Annotated in this window: 12 protein-coding genes, 4 tRNA genes, 2 rRNA genes and 1 pseudogene (1 of these 19 only partly in view); all 19 read left to right on the plus strand. The window is 57.3% G+C overall.

Translation table 11 applies throughout. The features are described from left to right. Positions 1-401 (plus strand): 23S ribosomal RNA (locus AB5975_12420); it begins 2491 nt to the left of the window's first position. Between the two features lie 136 nt (positions 402-537). Next, positions 538-653, plus strand: a 5S ribosomal RNA gene (rrf, locus tag AB5975_12425). Between the two features lie 212 nt (positions 654-865). Beyond that, positions 866-1825, plus strand: a complete 960-nt coding sequence (gene birA / locus AB5975_12430) for a bifunctional biotin--[acetyl-CoA-carboxylase] ligase/biotin operon repressor BirA (GenBank protein ID XDR22536.1) — start codon at positions 866-868, stop codon at positions 1823-1825. Continuing rightward, positions 1815-2564, plus strand: a complete 750-nt coding sequence (locus AB5975_12435) for a pantothenate kinase (GenBank protein XDR22537.1) — start codon at positions 1815-1817, stop codon at positions 2562-2564. Before birA ends, AB5975_12435 begins: the two co-directional genes overlap by 11 nt. A gap of 7 nt (positions 2565-2571) precedes the next feature. Continuing rightward, complete coding sequence (locus tag AB5975_12440; GenBank protein XDR22538.1) at positions 2572-2997, plus strand: hypothetical protein; 426 nt, start codon at positions 2572-2574, stop codon at positions 2995-2997. A 152-nt stretch (positions 2998-3149) separates the two neighbouring features. Further along, positions 3150-3233: transfer RNA gene (locus AB5975_12445), tRNA-Tyr, on the plus strand. A gap of 24 nt (positions 3234-3257) precedes the next feature. Continuing rightward, positions 3258-3331 (plus strand) — tRNA-Gly (locus AB5975_12450). 29 nt (positions 3332-3360) lie between these two features. After that, positions 3361-3436 (plus strand) — tRNA-Thr (locus AB5975_12455). Between the two features lie 78 nt (positions 3437-3514). Beyond that, complete coding sequence (gene tuf, locus AB5975_12460) at positions 3515-4708, plus strand: elongation factor Tu (GenBank protein XDR22539.1); 1194 nt, start codon at positions 3515-3517, stop codon at positions 4706-4708. A 54-nt stretch (positions 4709-4762) separates the two neighbouring features. Beyond that, positions 4763-4838 (plus strand) — tRNA-Trp (locus tag AB5975_12465). A 44-nt stretch (positions 4839-4882) separates the two neighbouring features. Further along, on the plus strand, positions 4883-5251 hold the full coding sequence (gene secE, locus AB5975_12470) for a preprotein translocase subunit SecE (GenBank protein XDR22540.1): 369 nt from the start codon (positions 4883-4885) through the stop codon (positions 5249-5251). A 9-nt stretch (positions 5252-5260) separates the two neighbouring features. After that, a complete protein-coding gene (gene nusG / locus AB5975_12475; protein XDR22541.1) occupies positions 5261-5794 on the plus strand; it encodes a transcription termination/antitermination protein NusG in 534 nt (177 codons plus the stop codon). Positions 5795-5913: 119 nt separating this feature from the next. Then, on the plus strand, positions 5914-6345 hold the full coding sequence (rplK, locus tag AB5975_12480; GenBank protein ID XDR22542.1) for a 50S ribosomal protein L11: 432 nt from the start codon (positions 5914-5916) through the stop codon (positions 6343-6345). Further along, entirely contained in the window at positions 6345-7040 is a 696-nt protein-coding gene (rplA, locus tag AB5975_12485) for a 50S ribosomal protein L1 (protein XDR22543.1), read from the plus strand. Before rplK ends, rplA begins: the two co-directional genes overlap by 1 nt. 197 nt (positions 7041-7237) lie before the next feature. Further along, positions 7238-7738 carry a 50S ribosomal protein L10 gene (gene rplJ / locus AB5975_12490; protein ID XDR22544.1) on the plus strand — a complete coding sequence of 167 codons (501 nt, stop codon included), beginning with the start codon at positions 7238-7240 and terminating at the stop codon, positions 7736-7738. Between the two features lie 77 nt (positions 7739-7815). Then, positions 7816-8181 (plus strand): 50S ribosomal protein L7/L12, encoded by a 366-nt coding sequence (gene rplL, locus AB5975_12495; protein XDR22545.1) that lies wholly within the window; start codon positions 7816-7818, stop codon positions 8179-8181. Between the two features lie 219 nt (positions 8182-8400). Continuing rightward, positions 8401-12475 (plus strand): annotated as a pseudogene (rpoB, locus tag AB5975_12500) (DNA-directed RNA polymerase subunit beta). A 64-nt stretch (positions 12476-12539) separates the two neighbouring features. After that, entirely contained in the window at positions 12540-16739 is a 4200-nt protein-coding gene (gene rpoC, locus AB5975_12505) for a DNA-directed RNA polymerase subunit beta' (GenBank protein ID XDR22546.1), read from the plus strand. Positions 16740-16950: 211 nt separating this feature from the next. After that, positions 16951-17322, plus strand: coding sequence for a 30S ribosomal protein S12 (gene rpsL / locus AB5975_12510; protein ID XDR22547.1), 372 nt, complete (start codon positions 16951-16953; stop codon positions 17320-17322). Positions 17323-17334 lie beyond the last annotated feature (12 nt).

The raw sequence follows: 17334 nt of genomic DNA on the forward strand, positions 1-17334 counted from the left end.
TGTCGGCTCATCACATCCTGGGGCTGAAGCCGGTCCCAAGGGTATGGCTGTTCGCCATTTAAAGTGGTACGCGAGCTGGGTTTAGAACGTCGTGAGACAGTTCGGTCCCTATCTGCCGTGGACGTTTGAGATTTGAGAGGGGCTGCTCCTAGTACGAGAGGACCGGAGTGGACGAACCTCTGGTGTTCCGGTTGTCACGCCAGTGGCATTGCCGGGTAGCTATGTTCGGAAGAGATAACCGCTGAAAGCATCTAAGCGGGAAACTTGCCTCAAGATGAGATCTCACTGGGATCTTGAATCCCCTAAAGGGCCGTCGAAGACTACGACGTTGATAGGTTGGGTGTGTAAGCGCTGTGAGGCGTTGAGCTAACCAATACTAATTGCCCGTGAGGCTTGACCATATAACACCCAAGCAATTTGTGCGTCAGCCAAATTGCGGTGGTGAAGATGATACGAACCGAAAGTTCGCAACGAACCACACAATCACATATCCGAATTCGCTGGGCTGTCCATCTGGACATTCTGGCTACAGAATTTCTTGACGACCATAGAGCATTGGAACCACCTGATCCCATCCCGAACTCAGCAGTGAAACGATGCATCGCCGATGGTAGTGTGGGGTTTCCCCATGTGAGAGTAGGTCATCGTCAAGATTCATTTCGCAAAACCCCTATCTGCGCATGCAGGTAGGGGTTTTGTCTTTGTGGCGAAAAAATTCTGGCGCCTGTAGGAACGGGCAAGCCTGCGACGCAGGCGACGCGGTGTTCGCGCCTGCATCTGCAAACGCTCCGGCGGCAGGCCCTTTTCCTATGCAAGCCAACAGCCCATGGCTATCATGCCTGCCTTATTCCAAGTCGAGACTGGCATGCTGAAGTTGTTGAATCTTCTCAAGGATGGCCGGTTCCATTCCGGAGAAGCTCTGGGGGAAGCCCTCGGGGTGAGTCGCAGCGCCGTTTGGAAACAGCTGCAGCACCTGGAAGGCGAGCTGAACCTCACCATTCACAAGGTTCGTGGGCGCGGCTATCAGCTGGCGACACCACTAGCTTTGCTCGAGGCTCAGGCAATAGCCGGCTTTGCCGAAAGCGAGCAGTGGCCGGTTTTCATCCATGAAAGCGTCGACTCGACCAATGCCGAAGGCTTGAGGCTTGCCAATCAGGGGCAGGCAGCGCCATTTGTGGTGCTGGCTGAGCGGCAGAGTGCCGGCCGCGGTCGACGTGGCCGCCAATGGGTCAGCCCATTTGCCGAGAACCTCTATTACAGCCTTGTCTTGCGTGTGGATGGCGGCATGCGCCAGCTCGAAGGCTTGAGCCTGGTGGTGGGGGTTGCGGTAATGCGCACTCTGCAGGCGTTCGGCGTAAAAGATGTAGGGCTCAAATGGCCCAATGACGTGTTGGTTCGCGGGCAGAAGATCACCGGTATTCTCCTGGAGCTGGTGGGTGATCCGGCCGACGTCTGTCATGTGGTACTGGGTATCGGTATCAATGTGAACATGCAGGCCAACGACCAGGTCGACCAGGAGTGGACCTCGATGCGACGTGAGGTGGGTGCGGCAATAGATCGCAACCACTTGGTAGCGTCGCTCAATCAGCAATTGCAGCATGAATTGGCACGTCATCGTCGCTATGGGTTTGCCGCATTCCAAGAGGAGTGGGAGCAGGCGCACCTTTGGCAAGGGCGCAATGTTTCACTGGTTGCCGGCAGTACGCGTATTGATGGCGTGGTTCTTGGCGTCGACGGGCAGGGCGGCTTGCGCCTTGAGGTGGACGGAGTTGAAAAGAGCTTCAGTGGTGGTGAGCTCAGTTTGAGGTTGCGTGATGATTCTTGAGCTCGACTGCGGTAACAGCTTCATCAAGTGGCGGGTAATTCATGCTGCTGACGCAGTGATTGAAGGTGGCGGGATCGTCGATTCCGATCAAGCGCTGCTGGCTGCAGTGGCGGCGCTGGCTTCAGTGCGTCTAACGGGCTGTCGTATTGTCAGTGTGCGCAGCGAGGAAGAAACCGATGCGCTTTGTGCGTTGATTGCCCAGGCTTTTGCCGTGCAGGCGCGCGTTGCGCATCCGGCACAGAGCATGGCCGGTGTGCGCAACGGTTATGACGACTATCAGCGCCTGGGTATGGACCGTTGGCTGGCTGCGCTGGGTGCATTTCACCTGGCCGGGGGCGCGTGCCTGGTAATCGACCTGGGGACTGCCGCCAAAGCGGACTTTGTTGCTGCGGACGGCGAGCACCTGGGCGGCTACATCTGCCCGGGGATGCCCTTGATGCGCAGCCAGTTGCGTACTCACACCCGGCGTATCCGCTATGACGATGCTTCCGCTGAGCGTGCACTGACTAGCTTGTCACCGGGTCGCTCCACCGTCGAGGCGGTAGAGCGCGGTTGCGTGTTAATGCTTCAGGGCTTTGCCCGCACCCAGCTCGAGCAGGCACGCGCGCTTTGGGGGGAGGCATTCACAGTGTTCCTTACTGGCGGCGATGCACCGCTGGTGAGGGAGGCCGTACCGCAGGCGCGTGTCGTACCGGACCTGGTTTTCGTTGGCCTGGCCATGGCCTGCCCATTGGATTGAGGTGCCTATGCGTTGGTTGTTTCTGCTGTTACTGGTGCTTAACGTCTTCTATTACGTGTGGCATCAGCAGGAAGCACCGCTGAAGGTCAAGGAAGTCGCCCCACTGTCTCTGTACAAGGGGAATCAGCAAGAAATCCGTCTGTTACGTGAAACGGGTGTGTCGGCGCCAGCCAAGCGCCGTGATGAATGCCTGGTAGTGGGGGGAGTGGAGCAGCAGGAGCAGTTGGAAGCACTGCGCCAGCGCCTGCTGAGCCTGGATATTGCCACCCTGCCAGTGATGGGGCAGTTGCCTGGAGCGGATGGGCGCTGGCTCAAGGTGGCCCCGGAAAGCGAGCGTTTGCTGGACCAAACGGTACTCTCGGCTCTTTCCAATGATTTCAAAGACTTAAAACATAAAATTATTTTCTGCCAGGGTATTGCAACTGGCGAATAGCTTGATAGAATGGCGCCCGCTTCACAGGGAACACCACTCAGGTGGTAGAGCTGGAAGCGGTGTCAAAGCAGCTAAGTTTCAGATTTGATTGAAAAAATTTGAAAAAACGCTTGACACTAGGACGGCAGACAAATAGAATGCCGGCCACATCTGGAGGGATTCCCGAGCGGTCAAAGGGGACGGACTGTAAATCCGTTGCGAGAGCTTCGAAGGTTCGAATCCTTCTCCCTCCACCAGTTTTAGCGAGAGCCGCAAGCTCCGCGGGTATAGTTTAGTGGTAGAACCTCAGCCTTCCAAGCTGATGATGCGGGTTCGATTCCCGCTACCCGCTCCAAGTTTGCTGGGTTTTGCACAAAGTGTTTCGCTCTTGTAGCTCAGTTGGTAGAGCACACCCTTGGTAAGGGTGAGGTCAGCGGTTCAAGTCCGCTCAAGAGCTCCATATAAACAAGGCAGATATGAAAATATCTGCCTTTGTTTTATCAGCGCAAGACTATTTCTTCTGCGGAGGATTGTATCGATGGCTAAGGAAAAGTTTGATCGTTCCCCTCCCCACGTTAACGTCGGCACTATCGGCCACGTTGACCACGGTAAGACCACTCTGACCGCAGCTCTGACTCGCGTTTGCTCCGAAGTTTTCGGTTCGGCAATCGTTGAGTTCGACAAGATCGACTCGGCTCCGGAAGAAAAAGCGCGCGGTATCACCATCAACACCGCTCACGTTGAGTACAACTCGACCATTCGTCACTACGCTCACGTTGACTGCCCAGGTCACGCTGACTACGTGAAGAACATGATCACCGGTGCTGCCCAGATGGACGGCGCGATCCTGGTTTGCTCGGCCGCCGATGGTCCGATGCCGCAAACCCGTGAGCACATCCTGCTGTCCCGTCAGGTTGGCGTTCCGTACATCGTGGTCTTCCTGAACAAGGCTGACCTGGTAGACGACGCTGAGCTGCTGGAACTGGTCGAGATGGAAGTTCGCGACCTGCTGTCCACCTACGACTTCCCAGGCGACGACACTCCGATCATCATCGGTTCCGCTCGTATGGCCCTGGAAGGCAAAGACGACAACGAAATGGGCACTACCGCTGTTAAGAAGCTGGTAGAGACTCTGGACAGCTACATTCCTGAGCCAGTTCGTGCCATCGACCAGCCGTTCCTGATGCCGATCGAAGACGTATTCTCGATCTCGGGTCGTGGTACCGTTGTTACCGGTCGTATCGAGCGTGGTATCGTCCGCGTTCAGGATCCGCTGGAAATCGTTGGTCTGCGTGACACCACCACCACCACCTGCACCGGCGTTGAGATGTTCCGCAAGCTGCTGGACGAAGGTCGTGCTGGCGAGAACTGCGGCGTTCTGCTGCGTGGTACCAAGCGTGACGACGTTGAGCGTGGCCAGGTTCTGGTCAAGCCAGGTTCGGTCAAGCCGCACACCAAGTTCACCGCAGAAGTCTACGTTCTGTCGAAAGAAGAAGGCGGTCGTCACACTCCGTTCTTCAAAGGCTACCGTCCACAGTTCTACTTCCGTACCACTGACGTGACCGGTAACTGCGAACTGCCGGAAGGCGTTGAAATGGTAATGCCAGGTGACAACATTCAGATGACTGTTACCCTGATCAAGACCATCGCAATGGAAGACGGTCTGCGCTTCGCAATCCGTGAAGGCGGTCGTACCGTCGGCGCCGGTGTCGTAGCAAAAATTATTGAATAAGTAGTTGATTTACTTGATCAGGCCGGTATAATTGCCGGCCTGATACAGCGTTACAGGTCAGTAGCTCAATTGGCAGAGCGACGGTCTCCAAAACCGTAGGTTGGGGGTTCGATTCCCTCCTGACCTGCCATTTCACTTCGGTGTGATGGCTTTCTTCTTACAGGATCCTCCTCGATGACTCCCAAAACTGAAGCCCAAGAATCGCGTTTTGATCTGTTCAAGTGGCTGGCTGTAGTGGCTTTGGTGGTTGTTGGTGTTGTGGGTAATCAATACTACTCCGCCTCTCCAATCCTGTATCGCGTTCTCGCACTTCTCGTCCTGGCTGCTGTCGCGGGCTTTGTAGCTCTGCAGACTGCGAAGGGCAAGTCGTTCTTTTCGCTTGCGAAGGAAGCTCGTACCGAGATTCGTAAAGTCGTGTGGCCGACCCGCCAGGAAACCACCCAGACCACGCTGATTGTCGTGGCTGTTGTGCTGGTTATGGCACTGCTGCTGTGGGGTCTTGATTCCCTGCTCGGCTGGGCGGTCTCCTTGATCGTTGGCTAAAGGTGTCCCGTGGCTAAGCGTTGGTATGTTGTGCATGCTTACTCGGGTTACGAGAAGCATGTAATGCGCTCCCTGATTGAGCGCGTCAAGCTGGCTGGCATGGAAGACGGTTTCGGCGAGATCCTGGTCCCGACCGAAGAAGTCGTCGAAATGCGCAACGGCCAGAAGCGCAAGAGTGAGCGTAAATTCTTCCCTGGCTATGTATTGGTCCAGATGGAGATGAACGAAGGGACTTGGCACTTGGTCAAGGATACCCCTCGTGTGATGGGCTTTATCGGTGGTACTGCAGATAAGCCTGCGCCGATCACTGATAAAGAAGCTGAGGCTATCCTGCGTCGTGTTGCCGACGGCAGCGACAAGCCGAAGCCGAAGACGCTGTTCGAGCCAGGTGAAGTGGTTCGAGTCATTGACGGTCCGTTCGCTGACTTCAATGGTAGTGTCGAAGAGGTTAACTACGAAAAGAGCCGCCTGCAGGTTGCAGTGCTCATTTTCGGTCGCTCTACTCCGGTGGAGCTCGAGTTCAGCCAGGTCGAAAAGGTCTAGGCGGACGAAGCATCCCAAACCCCGCAGCCCTGTGTGTTGCGGGGTTTTGTCGTCACTGGGATAAAACGCAAGTCATCCGGGGAGCCATCAGGCGTTTGTACCCGATTTTGGAGTAGCTCATGGCTAAGAAGATTCAGGCTTACATCAAGCTGCAAGTTAAGGCCGGCCAGGCCAACCCAAGCCCACCCGTTGGTCCAGCACTGGGTCAACATGGTGTGAACATCATGGAATTCTGCAAGGCCTTCAACGCCCGTACTCAGGGTCAAGAAGCCGGCCTGCCGACTCCAGTGATCATCACTGTCTACAGCGACCGTAGCTTCACCTTCGAGACCAAGAGCACCCCTGCCTCGGTTCTGCTGAAGAAAGCTGCTGGCCTGACCAGTGGTTCGGCTCGTCCGAACACCGTTAAAGTCGGTACCGTTACCCGTGCTCAGCTGGAAGACATCGCCAAAGCTAAACAGGCTGATCTGACTGCCGCTGACCTGGATGCTGCTGTACGCACCATCGCTGGCTCTGCCCGCAGCATGGGCCTGAACGTGGAGGGTGTGTAATGGCTAAGCTGACCAAGCGCCAAAAGGCAATCGCCGAAAAAATCGAAGCAGGCAAGTCCTACAACTTCGAAGAAGCGGCAACTCTGCTGGCTTCGCTGCCTGCTGCCAAGTTCGTCGAGTCCTACGACATCGCCGTTAACCTCGGTGTTGACCCGCGTAAATCCGACCAGGTCGTACGTAGCGCTACTGTGCTGCCACACGGCACTGGTAAGACCGTTCGCGTTGCTGTCTTCACCCAGGGTCCAGCTGCTGAAGCCGCTCTGGCTGCCGGCGCTGACCGTGTAGGTATGGACGATCTGGCTGCCGAAATGAAAGCCGGCGACCTGAACTATGACGTCGTCATCGCATCGCCTGATGCCATGCGCGTTGTAGGTCAACTGGGTCAGGTTCTGGGTCCTCGCGGCCTGATGCCTAACCCGAAAGTTGGTACCGTTAGCCCAGACGTAGCCACTGCCGTGAAAAACGCCAAGGCTGGTCAGGTTCGCTACCGTACCGACAAAAACGGTATCATCCACACTTCCGTTGGCAAGGTCGGCTTTGAAGCTGGCAAGCTGAAGGAAAACGTTGAGGCCCTGATCGCTGATCTGAAGCGTATCAAGCCAGCTTCTTCGAAAGGTATCTACGTCAAGCGCGTTACCCTGAGCACCACCATGGGCCCAGGTCTGGTCATCGATCAGAGCTCGCTGAACGTGTAAGAACATGGCGGCGCGACCAGTCGCGCCGCCAGCAAAAATTGGGGTCCCTGCCTGGCGGGGGCTATCCAAGACCGTAGGCGGCGCAAGCCTTAAAACACCAGCCCACGCAGATGGTGCTCCCGATTCGTTACCGAATCAGACACCAAAACGACATCCGGCTTCGGCCAGATGAAACGGTAAAAACCAGGAGTAAACCCGTGGCAATTAAACTCGAAGACAAGAAGGCCATCGTCGCTGAAGTCAACGAGGCTGCCAAAGTCGCTCTGTCCGCTGTCGTGGCCGATGCCCGTGGTGTGACTGTAAGCGCAATGACCGGACTCCGTAAAGAGGCCCGCGAAGCTGGCGTTTACGTACGTGTTGTACGTAACACCCTGCTCAAGCGCGCTGTTGAAGGCACCGAATTTTCGATCCTCAACGACGCGTTCAAAGGCCCGACCCTGATTGCTTTCTCCAACGAACACCCGGGCGCTGCTGCTCGTCTGTTCAAAGAGTTCGCCAAGGGTCAGGACAAGTTCGAGATCAAGGCAGCTGCGTTTGACGGCAATTTCATTGCAGCGAACCAGATCGACGTGTTGGCTACCCTGCCGACCCGCGACGAAGCTATTGCACGACTGATGAGCGTTATCCAAGGCGCCACCAGCAAGCTGGCTCGTACTCTGGCAGCCATTCGCGACCAGAAAGAAGCTACCGCTGCCTAAGGCACGCGAACTCTTTCAAAATCATACGTTTAATTTGATGGCTGCGTAGGCTGTCACCCCAATACAGGATTTAAGTCATGTCTCTGACTAACGAACAAATCATCGAAGCAATCGGCCAGAAAACCGTTCTGGAAGTTGTTGAGCTGATCAAAGCAATGGAAGAAACCTTCGGCGTTACCGCTGCTGTTGCCGCTGCTGGCCCAGCTGCTGCTGCTGCCGTTGTTGAAGAGCAGACCGAGTTCAACGTTGTTCTGGTTGAAGCCGGCGACAAGAAAGTGAACGTGATCAAAGCCGTTCGCGAACTGACCGGTCTGGGCCTGAAAGAAGCCAAAGAGAAAGTCGATGGCGCTCCTCAGGTAGTAGCTGAAGGCGTTTCGAAAGAAGCCGCTGAAGACGCTAAGAAGAAGCTGGAAGAAGCAGGCGCCAAAGTCGAGCTGAAGTAATCTCGACTGTGCGATGCCAGCCTGAGCGTTGAGCGAAGGCTGATGGCTGGTGGCTTATGCCACCGGCCTTTTTCCGTTATTGGTGGCCGGTCAGGCCGGTCCCGATAACGAGCTGCAAGACACCCATGTGGGTGGCGCAAACCAAGGGGTTTGCACGATTTTCTGGCTGCTCCCGCCGGGAGAAGCCAAACAAGCAGGTGACCAAGCTGGGGAACGCTGATGGCTTACTCATACACTGAGAAAAAACGTATCCGCAAGGACTTTAGCAAGTTGCCGGACGTAATGGATGTGCCTTACCTCCTGGCCATCCAGCTGGATTCGTATCGCGAATTCCTGCAAGCGGGAGCATCCAAGGATCACTTCCGCGACGTCGGCCTGCACGCGGCCTTCAAATCGGTATTCCCGATCATCAGCTACTCCGGCAATGCTGCCCTGGAGTACGTAGGCTATCGCCTGGGCGAGCCCGCCTTCGATGTGAAGGAATGTGTCCTGCGTGGCGTGACCTTCGCGGTCCCACTGCGGGTCAAGGTGCGCCTGATCATCTTCGACAAGGAATCGTCGAACAAAGCGATCAAGGACATCAAAGAGCAAGAAGTCTACATGGGTGAAATCCCCCTGATGACTGAGAACGGTACCTTCGTTATCAACGGTACCGAGCGTGTGATCGTTTCCCAGCTGCACCGTTCGCCTGGTGTGTTCTTCGACCACGACCGTGGCAAGACTCACAGCTCCGGCAAGCTGCTGTACTCCGCTCGCATCATCCCTTACCGCGGCTCCTGGCTGGACTTCGAGTTCGACCCGAAGGACTGCGTGTTCGTGCGTATCGACCGTCGCCGCAAACTGCCGGCCTCGGTGCTTCTGCGCGCCCTGGGTTACAGCACTGAAGAAGTGCTGAACACCTTCTATACCACCAACGTGTTCCACATTTCCGGCGAGAAACTCAGCCTGGAACTGGTGCCGCAGCGTCTGCGTGGTGAAGTTGCAGTCATGGACATCCATGACGAAACCGGCAAAGTCATCGTTGAGCAAGGCCGTCGTATCACCGCGCGCCACATCAACCAGCTCGAAAAAGCCGGCGTCAAGCAGCTGGACGTTCCAATGGAATACGTCCTGGGTCGCACTACCGCCAAGGCTATCGTGCATCCGGCTACCGGCGAGATCCTCGCTGAATGCAACACCGAGATGACCACCGAACTGCTGATCAAGGTCGCCAAGGCGCAGGTTGTCCGTATCGAGACCCTGTACACCAACGACATTGATTGCGGTCCGTTCATCTCCGACACCCTGAAGATCGACACCACCAGCAACCAGCTGGAAGCTCTGGTCGAAATCTACCGCATGATGCGTCCAGGCGAGCCGCCAACCAAGGATGCAGCCGAGACCCTGTTCAACAACCTGTTCTTCAGCGCCGAGCGTTACGACCTGTCGGCCGTAGGCCGCATGAAGTTCAACCGTCGTATCGGTCGTACCGAGATCGAAGGTTCGGGCGTGCTGAGCAAGGAAGACATCGTCGAGGTCCTGAAGACCCTGGTCGATATCCGTAACGGCAAGGGCATCGTCGACGACATCGACCACCTGGGTAACCGTCGCGTACGTTGCGTCGGCGAAATGGCTGAAAACCAGTTCCGTGTTGGTCTGGTGCGCGTCGAGCGTGCGGTCAAGGAACGTCTGTCGATGGCAGAAAGCGAAGGCCTGATGCCGCAAGACCTGATCAACGCCAAGCCGGTTGCGGCGGCGGTGAAAGAGTTCTTCGGTTCCAGCCAGCTGTCCCAGTTCATGGACCAGAACAACCCGCTCTCCGAGATCACCCACAAGCGCCGCGTTTCCGCACTCGGCCCTGGCGGTCTGACCCGTGAGCGTGCCGGCTTCGAAGTTCGTGACGTACACCCGACCCACTACGGCCGTGTGTGCCCGATCGAGACCCCTGAAGGTCCGAACATCGGCCTGATCAACTCCCTGGCGGCCTATGCCCGCACCAACCAGTACGGTTTCCTGGAAAGCCCGTACCGCGTGGTGAAGGAAGGCGTTGTCAGCGACGACATCGTGTTCCTGTCGGCCATTGAAGAAGCGGATCACGTCATCGCCCAGGCTTCGGCCGCGATGAACGAGAAGAAGCAACTGATCGATGAGCTGGTAGCTGTTCGTCACCTCAACGAATTCACCGTCAAGGCGCCGGAAGACGTCACCCTGATGGACGTTTCGCCGAAGCAGGTTGTTTCTGTTGCTGCGTCGCTGATTCCGTTCCTTGAGCACGACGACGCCAACCGTGCATTGATGGGCTCGAACATGCAGCGTCAGGCTGTACCGACCCTGCGTGCTGACAAGCCGCTGGTAGGTACCGGCATGGAGCGCAACGTTGCCCGTGACTCCGGTGTATGCGTGGTTGCTCGCCGCGGTGGTGTAATCGATTCGGTCGACGCCAGCCGTATCGTTGTTCGCGTTAACGACGACGAGGTGGAAACCGGTGAAGCAGGTGTAGATATCTACAACCTGACCAAATACACCCGTTCGAACCAGAACACCTGCATCAACCAGCGTCCGCTGGTGAGCAAGGGTGACAAGGTTCAGCGTAGCGACATCATGGCCGACGGCCCGTCCACCGACATGGGTGAGCTGGCACTGGGTCAGAACATGCGCATCGCGTTCATGGCGTGGAACGGCTTCAACTTCGAAGACTCCATCTGCCTGTCCGAGCGTGTGGTTCAGGAAGACCGCTTCACCACCATCCACATTCAGGAACTGACCTGTGTGGCGCGTGACACCAAGCTTGGCCCAGAGGAAATCACTGCGGACATCCCGAACGTGGGTGAAGCTGCACTGAACAAGCTGGACGAAGCCGGTATCGTTTACGTAGGTGCTGAAGTCGGCGCTGGCGACATCCTGGTCGGCAAAGTCACGCCAAAAGGCGAAACCCAGCTGACTCCGGAAGAAAAACTGCTGCGCGCAATCTTCGGTGAGAAGGCCAGCGACGTTAAGGACACCTCCCTGCGTGTGCCAACCGGCACCAAGGGTACTGTCATCGACGTACAGGTCTTCACCCGTGATGGCGTCGAGCGCGACAGCCGCGCCCTGGCCATCGAGAAGATGCAGCTGGACGAGATCCGCAAGGACCTCAACGAAGAGTTCCGCATCGTCGAAGGTGCAACCTTCGAGCGTCTGCGTTCTGCCCTGAACGGCCAGGTGGTCGACGGTGGCGCGGGCCTGAAGAAAGGCACCGTGATCACTGACGAAGTGCTGGACGGTCTGGAGCACGGCCAGTGGTTCAAGCTGCGCATGGCTGAAGATGCACTGAACGAGCAGCTGGAAAAGGCTCAGCAGTACATCGTCGACCGTCGCCGTCTGCTGGACGACAAGTTCGAAGACAAAGAAGCGCAAGCTGCAGCAGGGCGATGACCTGGCGCCGGGCGTACTGAAGATCGTCAAGGTTTACCTGGCAATCCGCCGTCGCATCCAGCCGGGTGACAAGATGGCCGGTCGTCACGGTAACAAAGGTGTTGTCTCGGTAATCATGCCGGTAGAAGACATGCCGCACGATGCCAACGGTACTCCGGTTGACGTCGTACTGAACCCGCTGGGCGTACCTTCGCGTATGAACGTTGGTCAGATCCTTGAAACCCACCTGGGCCTGGCGGCCAAGGGCCTGGGCGAGAAGATCGACCGCATGCTCGAAGAGCAGCGCAAAGCCGCTGAGCTGCGCGTGTTCCTGACCGAGGTCTACAACGAGATCGGCGGTCGTCAGGAAAACCTCGACGAGTTCACCGACGAAGAGATCCTGGCCCTGGCCAACAACCTGAAGAAAGGCGTGCCTATGGCTACCCCGGTCTTCGATGGTGCCAAGGAACGCGAGATCAAGGCCATGCTGAAGCTGGCCGACCTGCCAGAGAGCGGCCAGATGGTGCTGTTCGATGGCCGTACCGGCAACAAGTTCGAGCGCCCTGTGACCGTTGGTTACATGTACATGCTCAAGCTGAACCACTTGGTGGACGACAAGATGCACGCGCGTTCCACTGGTTCCTACAGTCTGGTTACCCAACAGCCGCTGGGTGGTAAGGCGCAGTTCGGTGGTCAGCGTTTCGGGGAGATGGAAGTGTGGGCGCTGGAAGCATACGGCGCGGCATACACCCTGCAAGAAATGCTCACAGTGAAGTCGGACGACGTGAACGGCCGTACCAAGATGTACAAGAACATCGTGGATGGCGATCACCGTATGGAGCCGGGCATGCCCGAGTCCTTCAACGTGTTGATCAAAGAGATCCGTTCGCTCGGTATCGATATCGATCTGGAAACCGAATAACACGTGACGCGAAGGGGAGTGGGGCAGGTAATGCCCGCTCCCTGCTCCGCCAGGAGGAAAGGCCTTGAAAGACCTACTGAATTTGCTGAAAAACCAGGGTCAAGTCGAAGAGTTCGACGCCATCCGTATCGGTCTGGCGTCGCCTGAAATGATCCGTTCGTGGTCGTTCGGTGAAGTTAAGAAGCCGGAAACCATCAACTACCGTACGTTCAAGCCTGAGCGCGACGGCCTGTTCTGCGCCAAGATCTTTGGCCCAGTCAAGGACTACGAGTGCCTGTGCGGCAAGTACAAGCGCCTCAAGCACCGCGGTGTGATCTGCGAGAAGTGCGGCGTTGAAGTTGCCTTGGCGAAGGTTCGTCGTGAGCGCATGGCGCACATCGAACTGGCCTCGCCAGTTGCTCACATCTGGTTCCTGAAATCGCTGCCGTCCCGTATCGGCTTGCTGATGGACATGACCCTGCGTGACATCGAGCGCGTGCTCTACTTCGAGAGCTATGTCGTTATCGATCCGGGCATGACCACCCTGGAGAAGGGCCAGCTGCTGAACGATGAGCAGTACTTCGAAGCGCTGGAAGAGTTCGGTGACGACTTCGACGCCCGCATGGGTGCCGAGGCTGTCCGCGAGCTGCTGCACGCTATCGACCTGGAGCACGAGATTGGCCGCCTGCGCGAAGAAATTCCGCAGACCAACTCGGAAACCAAGATCAAGAAGCTGTCCAAGCGCCTGAAGCTGATGGAAGCTTTCCAGGGCTCGGGCAACCTGCCTGAGTGGATGGTCCTGACCGTCCTGCCAGTGCTGCCGCCGGATCTGCGTCCGCTGGTACCGCTGGATGGTGGCCGCTTCGCGACCTCCGACCTGAACGACCTGTATCGTCGGGTGATCAACCGTAACAACCGTCTGAAGCGCCTGCTGGATCTGTCGGCGCCAGACATCATCGTGCGCAACGAAAAGCGCATGCTGCAGGAAGCGGTCGACGCCCTGCTGGACAACGGCCGTCGCGGTCGCGCCATCACTGGCTCGAACAAGCGTCCGCTGAAGTCCCTGGCTGACATGATCAAAGGTAAGCAAGGTCGTTTCCGTCAGAACTTGCTCGGTAAGCGCGTGGACTACTCCGGTCGTTCGGTAATTACCGTAGGCCCGACCCTGCGTCTGCACCAGTGCGGTCTGCCGAAGAAGATGGCCCTCGAGCTGTTCAAGCCGTTCATTTTCGGCAAGCTTGAAATGCGTGGTCTGGCGACCACCATCAAGGCTGCCAAGAAGATGGTCGAGCGCGAGCTGCCAGAGGTGTGGGACGTTCTCGCCGAAGTGATTCGCGAACACCCCGTACTGCTCAACCGTGCACCAACACTGCACCGTCTGGGTATCCAGGCCTTTGAGCCGGTACTGATCGAAGGTAAGGCTATTCAGCTGCACCCGCTGGTCTGTGCCGCGTACAACGCCGACTTCGACGGTGACCAGATGGCTGTTCACGTGCCGCTGACGCTGGAAGCCCAGCTCGAAGCGCGCGCGCTGATGATGTCGACCAACAACATCCTGTCGCCAGCCAACGGTGAGCCAATCATCGTTCCGTCGCAGGACGTTGTACTGGGTCTGTACTACATGACCCGTGAAGCCATCAACGCCAAGGGTGAAGGTCGCGTATTTGCCGACCTGCAGGAAGTCGACCGCGTATTCCGCGCCGGCGAGGCTGCCTTGCACGCGAAAATCAAGGTTCGTATCAACGAAACCGTGAAAGATCGTGATGGCAGCGTGACCAAGAACACCCGCATCGTCGACACCACCGTTGGCCGTGCGCTGCTGTTCCAGGTTGTACCGGCAGGTCTGCCGTACGACGTGGTCAACCAGCCGATGAAGAAGAAAGCGATCTCCAAGCTGATCAACCAGTGCTACCGCGTGGTGGGTCTGAAAGAGACCGTCATCTTCGCTGACCAACTGATGTACACCGGTTTCGCTTACTCCACCATCTCTGGCGTGTCCATTGGTGTGAACGACTTTGTCATCCCTGATGAGAAAGCGCGCATCATCAACAGCGCTACCGATGAAGTGAAGGAAATCGAGAGCCAGTACGCTTCCGGCCTGGTAACCCAGGGCGAGAAGTACAACAAAGTCATCGACTTGTGGTCCAAGGCGAACGACGAAGTGTCCAAGGCGATGATGGCCAACCTCTCGAAAGAGAAGGTCATCGACCGCGAGGGTAAGGAAGTCGAGCAAGAGTCCTTCAACTCGATGTACATGATGGCTGACTCGGGTGCGCGGGGTTCTGCGGCCCAGATCCGTCAGCTGGCCGGTATGCGTGGTCTGATGGCCAAGCCGGACGGCTCGATCATCGAGACGCCGATCACTGCGAACTTCCGTGAAGGTCTGAGCGTACTTCAGTACTTCATCTCGACTCACGGTGCTCGTAAGGGTCTGGCGGATACCGCCTTGAAGACTGCTAACTCCGGTTACCTGACTCGTCGTCTGGTAGACGTGGCGCAAGACCTGGTCGTGACCGAGATCGACTGCGGCACCGACCATGGCCTGCTGATGACTCCGCACATCGAAGGCGGTGACGTTGTAGAGCCGCTGGGTGAGCGTGTACTGGGTCGTGTAATCGCCCGTGACGTATTCAAGCCAGGTACCGAAGATGTCATCGTTCCAGCCGGTACGCTGGTCGACGAGCAGTGGGTCGAATTCATCGAGCTGAACAGCATCGACGAAGTTATCGTACGCTCGCCGATCAACTGCGAAACCCGCTACGGCATCTGCGCCAAGTGCTACGGTCGTGACCTGGCGCGTGGTCACCAGGTGAACATCGGTGAAGCTGTCGGCGTTATCGCTGCGCAGTCGATCGGTGAGCCGGGTACCCAGCTGACCATGCGTACGTTCCACATCGGTGGTGCTGCAAGCCGTACTTCGGCAGCTGACAGCGTCCAGGTTAAGAACGGCGGTATGGTGCGTCTGCACAACCTGAAGCAGGTTGAGCGTGCCGACGGCAACTTGGTTGCTGTATCGCGTTCCGGTGAGTTGGCCATCGCCGACGAATTCGGTCGTGAGCGTGAGCGTTACAAGCTGCCTTACGGTGCGGTGATTTCGGTCAAGGAAGGTGAAAAGGTCGAAGCTGGCGCCATCGTCGCCAAGTGGGACCCGCACACCCACCCGATCGTTACCGAGCTGAAAGGTACCGTGACCTTCGTGGGCATGGAAGAAAACATCACCATCAAGCGTCAGACCGATGAGCTGACCGGCTTGACCAACATTGAAGTACTGGACGTCAAGGATCGCCCTGCCGCAGGCAAGGAAATCCGTCCGGCAATCAAGATGGTCGATGCCAATGGCAAGGATCTGTACCTGCCTGGTACCGACGTACCGGCTCAGTACTTCCTGCCAGCCAACGCCCTCGTTGGTGTGGCTGACGGTGCCCAGATCGGTGTTGGTGACGTTATCGCGCGTATCCCGCAAGAAACGTCGAAAACCCGTGACATCACCGGTGGTCTGCCGCGCGTTGCCGACTTGTTCGAAGCGCGCCGTCCGAAAGAAGCCTCGATTCTGGCTGAAGTCAGCGGCACCATCGCATTCGGTAAAGAGACCAAGGGCAAGCGTCGCCTGGTAATCACTCCGACCGACGGTAGCGATCCGTACGAAGAGCTGATTCCGAAGTGGCGCCACCTGAACGTCTTCGAAGGTGAGCAGGTAAACCGCGGTGAAGTTATCTCCGACGGCCCGAGCGATCCGCACGACATCCTGCGTCTGCTGGGTGTGAGCGCGCTGGCGAAGTACATCGTCAACGAGATCCAGGACGTTTACCGTCTGCAAGGCGTGAAGATCAACGACAAGCACATCGAGACCATCCTGCGTCAGATGCTGCGCAAGGTCGAGATCTCCGAGTCGGGCGATTCCAGCTTCATCAAGGGCGACCAGATGGAACTGACTCACGTACTGGTCGAGAACGAGCGTCTCGCCGGCGAGGACAAGTTCATCTCGAAGTTCACTCGCGTGCTGCTGGGTATCACCAAGGCGTCGCTGTCGACCGAATCGTTCATCTCCGCGGCTTCCTTCCAGGAAACCACCCGCGTACTGACCGAAGCGGCGGTAACCGGCAAGCGCGATTACCTGCGCGGCCTGAAAGAGAACGTGGTCGTGGGTCGTCTGATCCCGGCTGGTACTGGTCTGGCCTACCACAGCGAGCGCAAGCGTCGCCGTGATGCCGACAAGCCGCTGCGCGTAAGTGCCAGTGAGGTGGAAGCCGCACTGACCGAAGCGCTGAATTCCAGCGGTAACTAAGTACAGGGCAGGGCCCCGACCAGCCTCGAACGGGCATCGGCGACATAAAATGTTGCCGATGATCGGGCGGGGTTGGTCGGGGCCTCGTCTTGACTGGGTGCAAGATCCTCTTTAGACTTTTGTACCCTTAAATTTGGTGAGGCTCCGTCTCGCCAATTTTTGGCTTTCTTGCAAGACAATAGAGTCGCAAGACAATCAGTGGAGCTAGTAGATGGCAACTATCAACCAGCTGGTACGTCAGCCGCGTAAGCGTTCGGTCGAGAAGTCCGACGTTCCTGCGCTGCAGAACTGCCCGCAACGTCGTGGCGTGTGCACCCGTGTGTACACCACCACGCCGAAAAAACCTAACTCGGCACTGCGTAAAGTATGCCGTGTGCGTCTGACCAACGGTTTCGAGGTTTCCTCGTACATCGGTGGTGAAGGCCACAACCTGCAAGAGCACAGCGTCGTCCTGATCCGTGGCGGCCGTGTAAAAGACTTGCCAGGTGTTCGTTACCACACCGTTCGCGGCTCTCTGGATACTTCGGGCGTTAAAGGCCGTAACCAGGGTCGTTCGAAGTACGGTACCAAGCGTCCGAAGTAATCGGCCGTTTGC

The sequence above is a fragment of the Pseudomonas putida genome (assembly GCA_041071465.1).
Lineage (GTDB): Bacteria > Pseudomonadota > Gammaproteobacteria > Pseudomonadales > Pseudomonadaceae > Aquipseudomonas > Aquipseudomonas putida_P.

Excerpts from the sequence above, each read along its gene's own strand:
- birA (XDR22536.1), top strand. The coding sequence starts at position 866 with ATGCTGAAGTTGTTGAATCTTCTCAAGGATGGCCGGTTCCATTCCGGA.
- AB5975_12435 (XDR22537.1), top strand. The coding sequence starts at position 1,815 with ATGATTCTTGAGCTCGACTGCGGTAACAGCTTCATCAAGTGGCGGGTA.
- AB5975_12440 (XDR22538.1), top strand. The coding sequence starts at position 2,572 with ATGCGTTGGTTGTTTCTGCTGTTACTGGTGCTTAACGTCTTCTATTAC.
- tuf (XDR22539.1), top strand. The coding sequence starts at position 3,515 with ATGGCTAAGGAAAAGTTTGATCGTTCCCCTCCCCACGTTAACGTCGGC.
- secE (XDR22540.1), top strand. The coding sequence starts at position 4,883 with ATGACTCCCAAAACTGAAGCCCAAGAATCGCGTTTTGATCTGTTCAAG.
- rplK (XDR22542.1), top strand. The coding sequence starts at position 5,914 with ATGGCTAAGAAGATTCAGGCTTACATCAAGCTGCAAGTTAAGGCCGGC.
- rplA (XDR22543.1), top strand. The coding sequence starts at position 6,345 with ATGGCTAAGCTGACCAAGCGCCAAAAGGCAATCGCCGAAAAAATCGAA.
- rplL (XDR22545.1), top strand. The coding sequence starts at position 7,816 with ATGTCTCTGACTAACGAACAAATCATCGAAGCAATCGGCCAGAAAACC.
- rpsL (XDR22547.1), top strand. The coding sequence starts at position 16,951 with ATGGCAACTATCAACCAGCTGGTACGTCAGCCGCGTAAGCGTTCGGTC.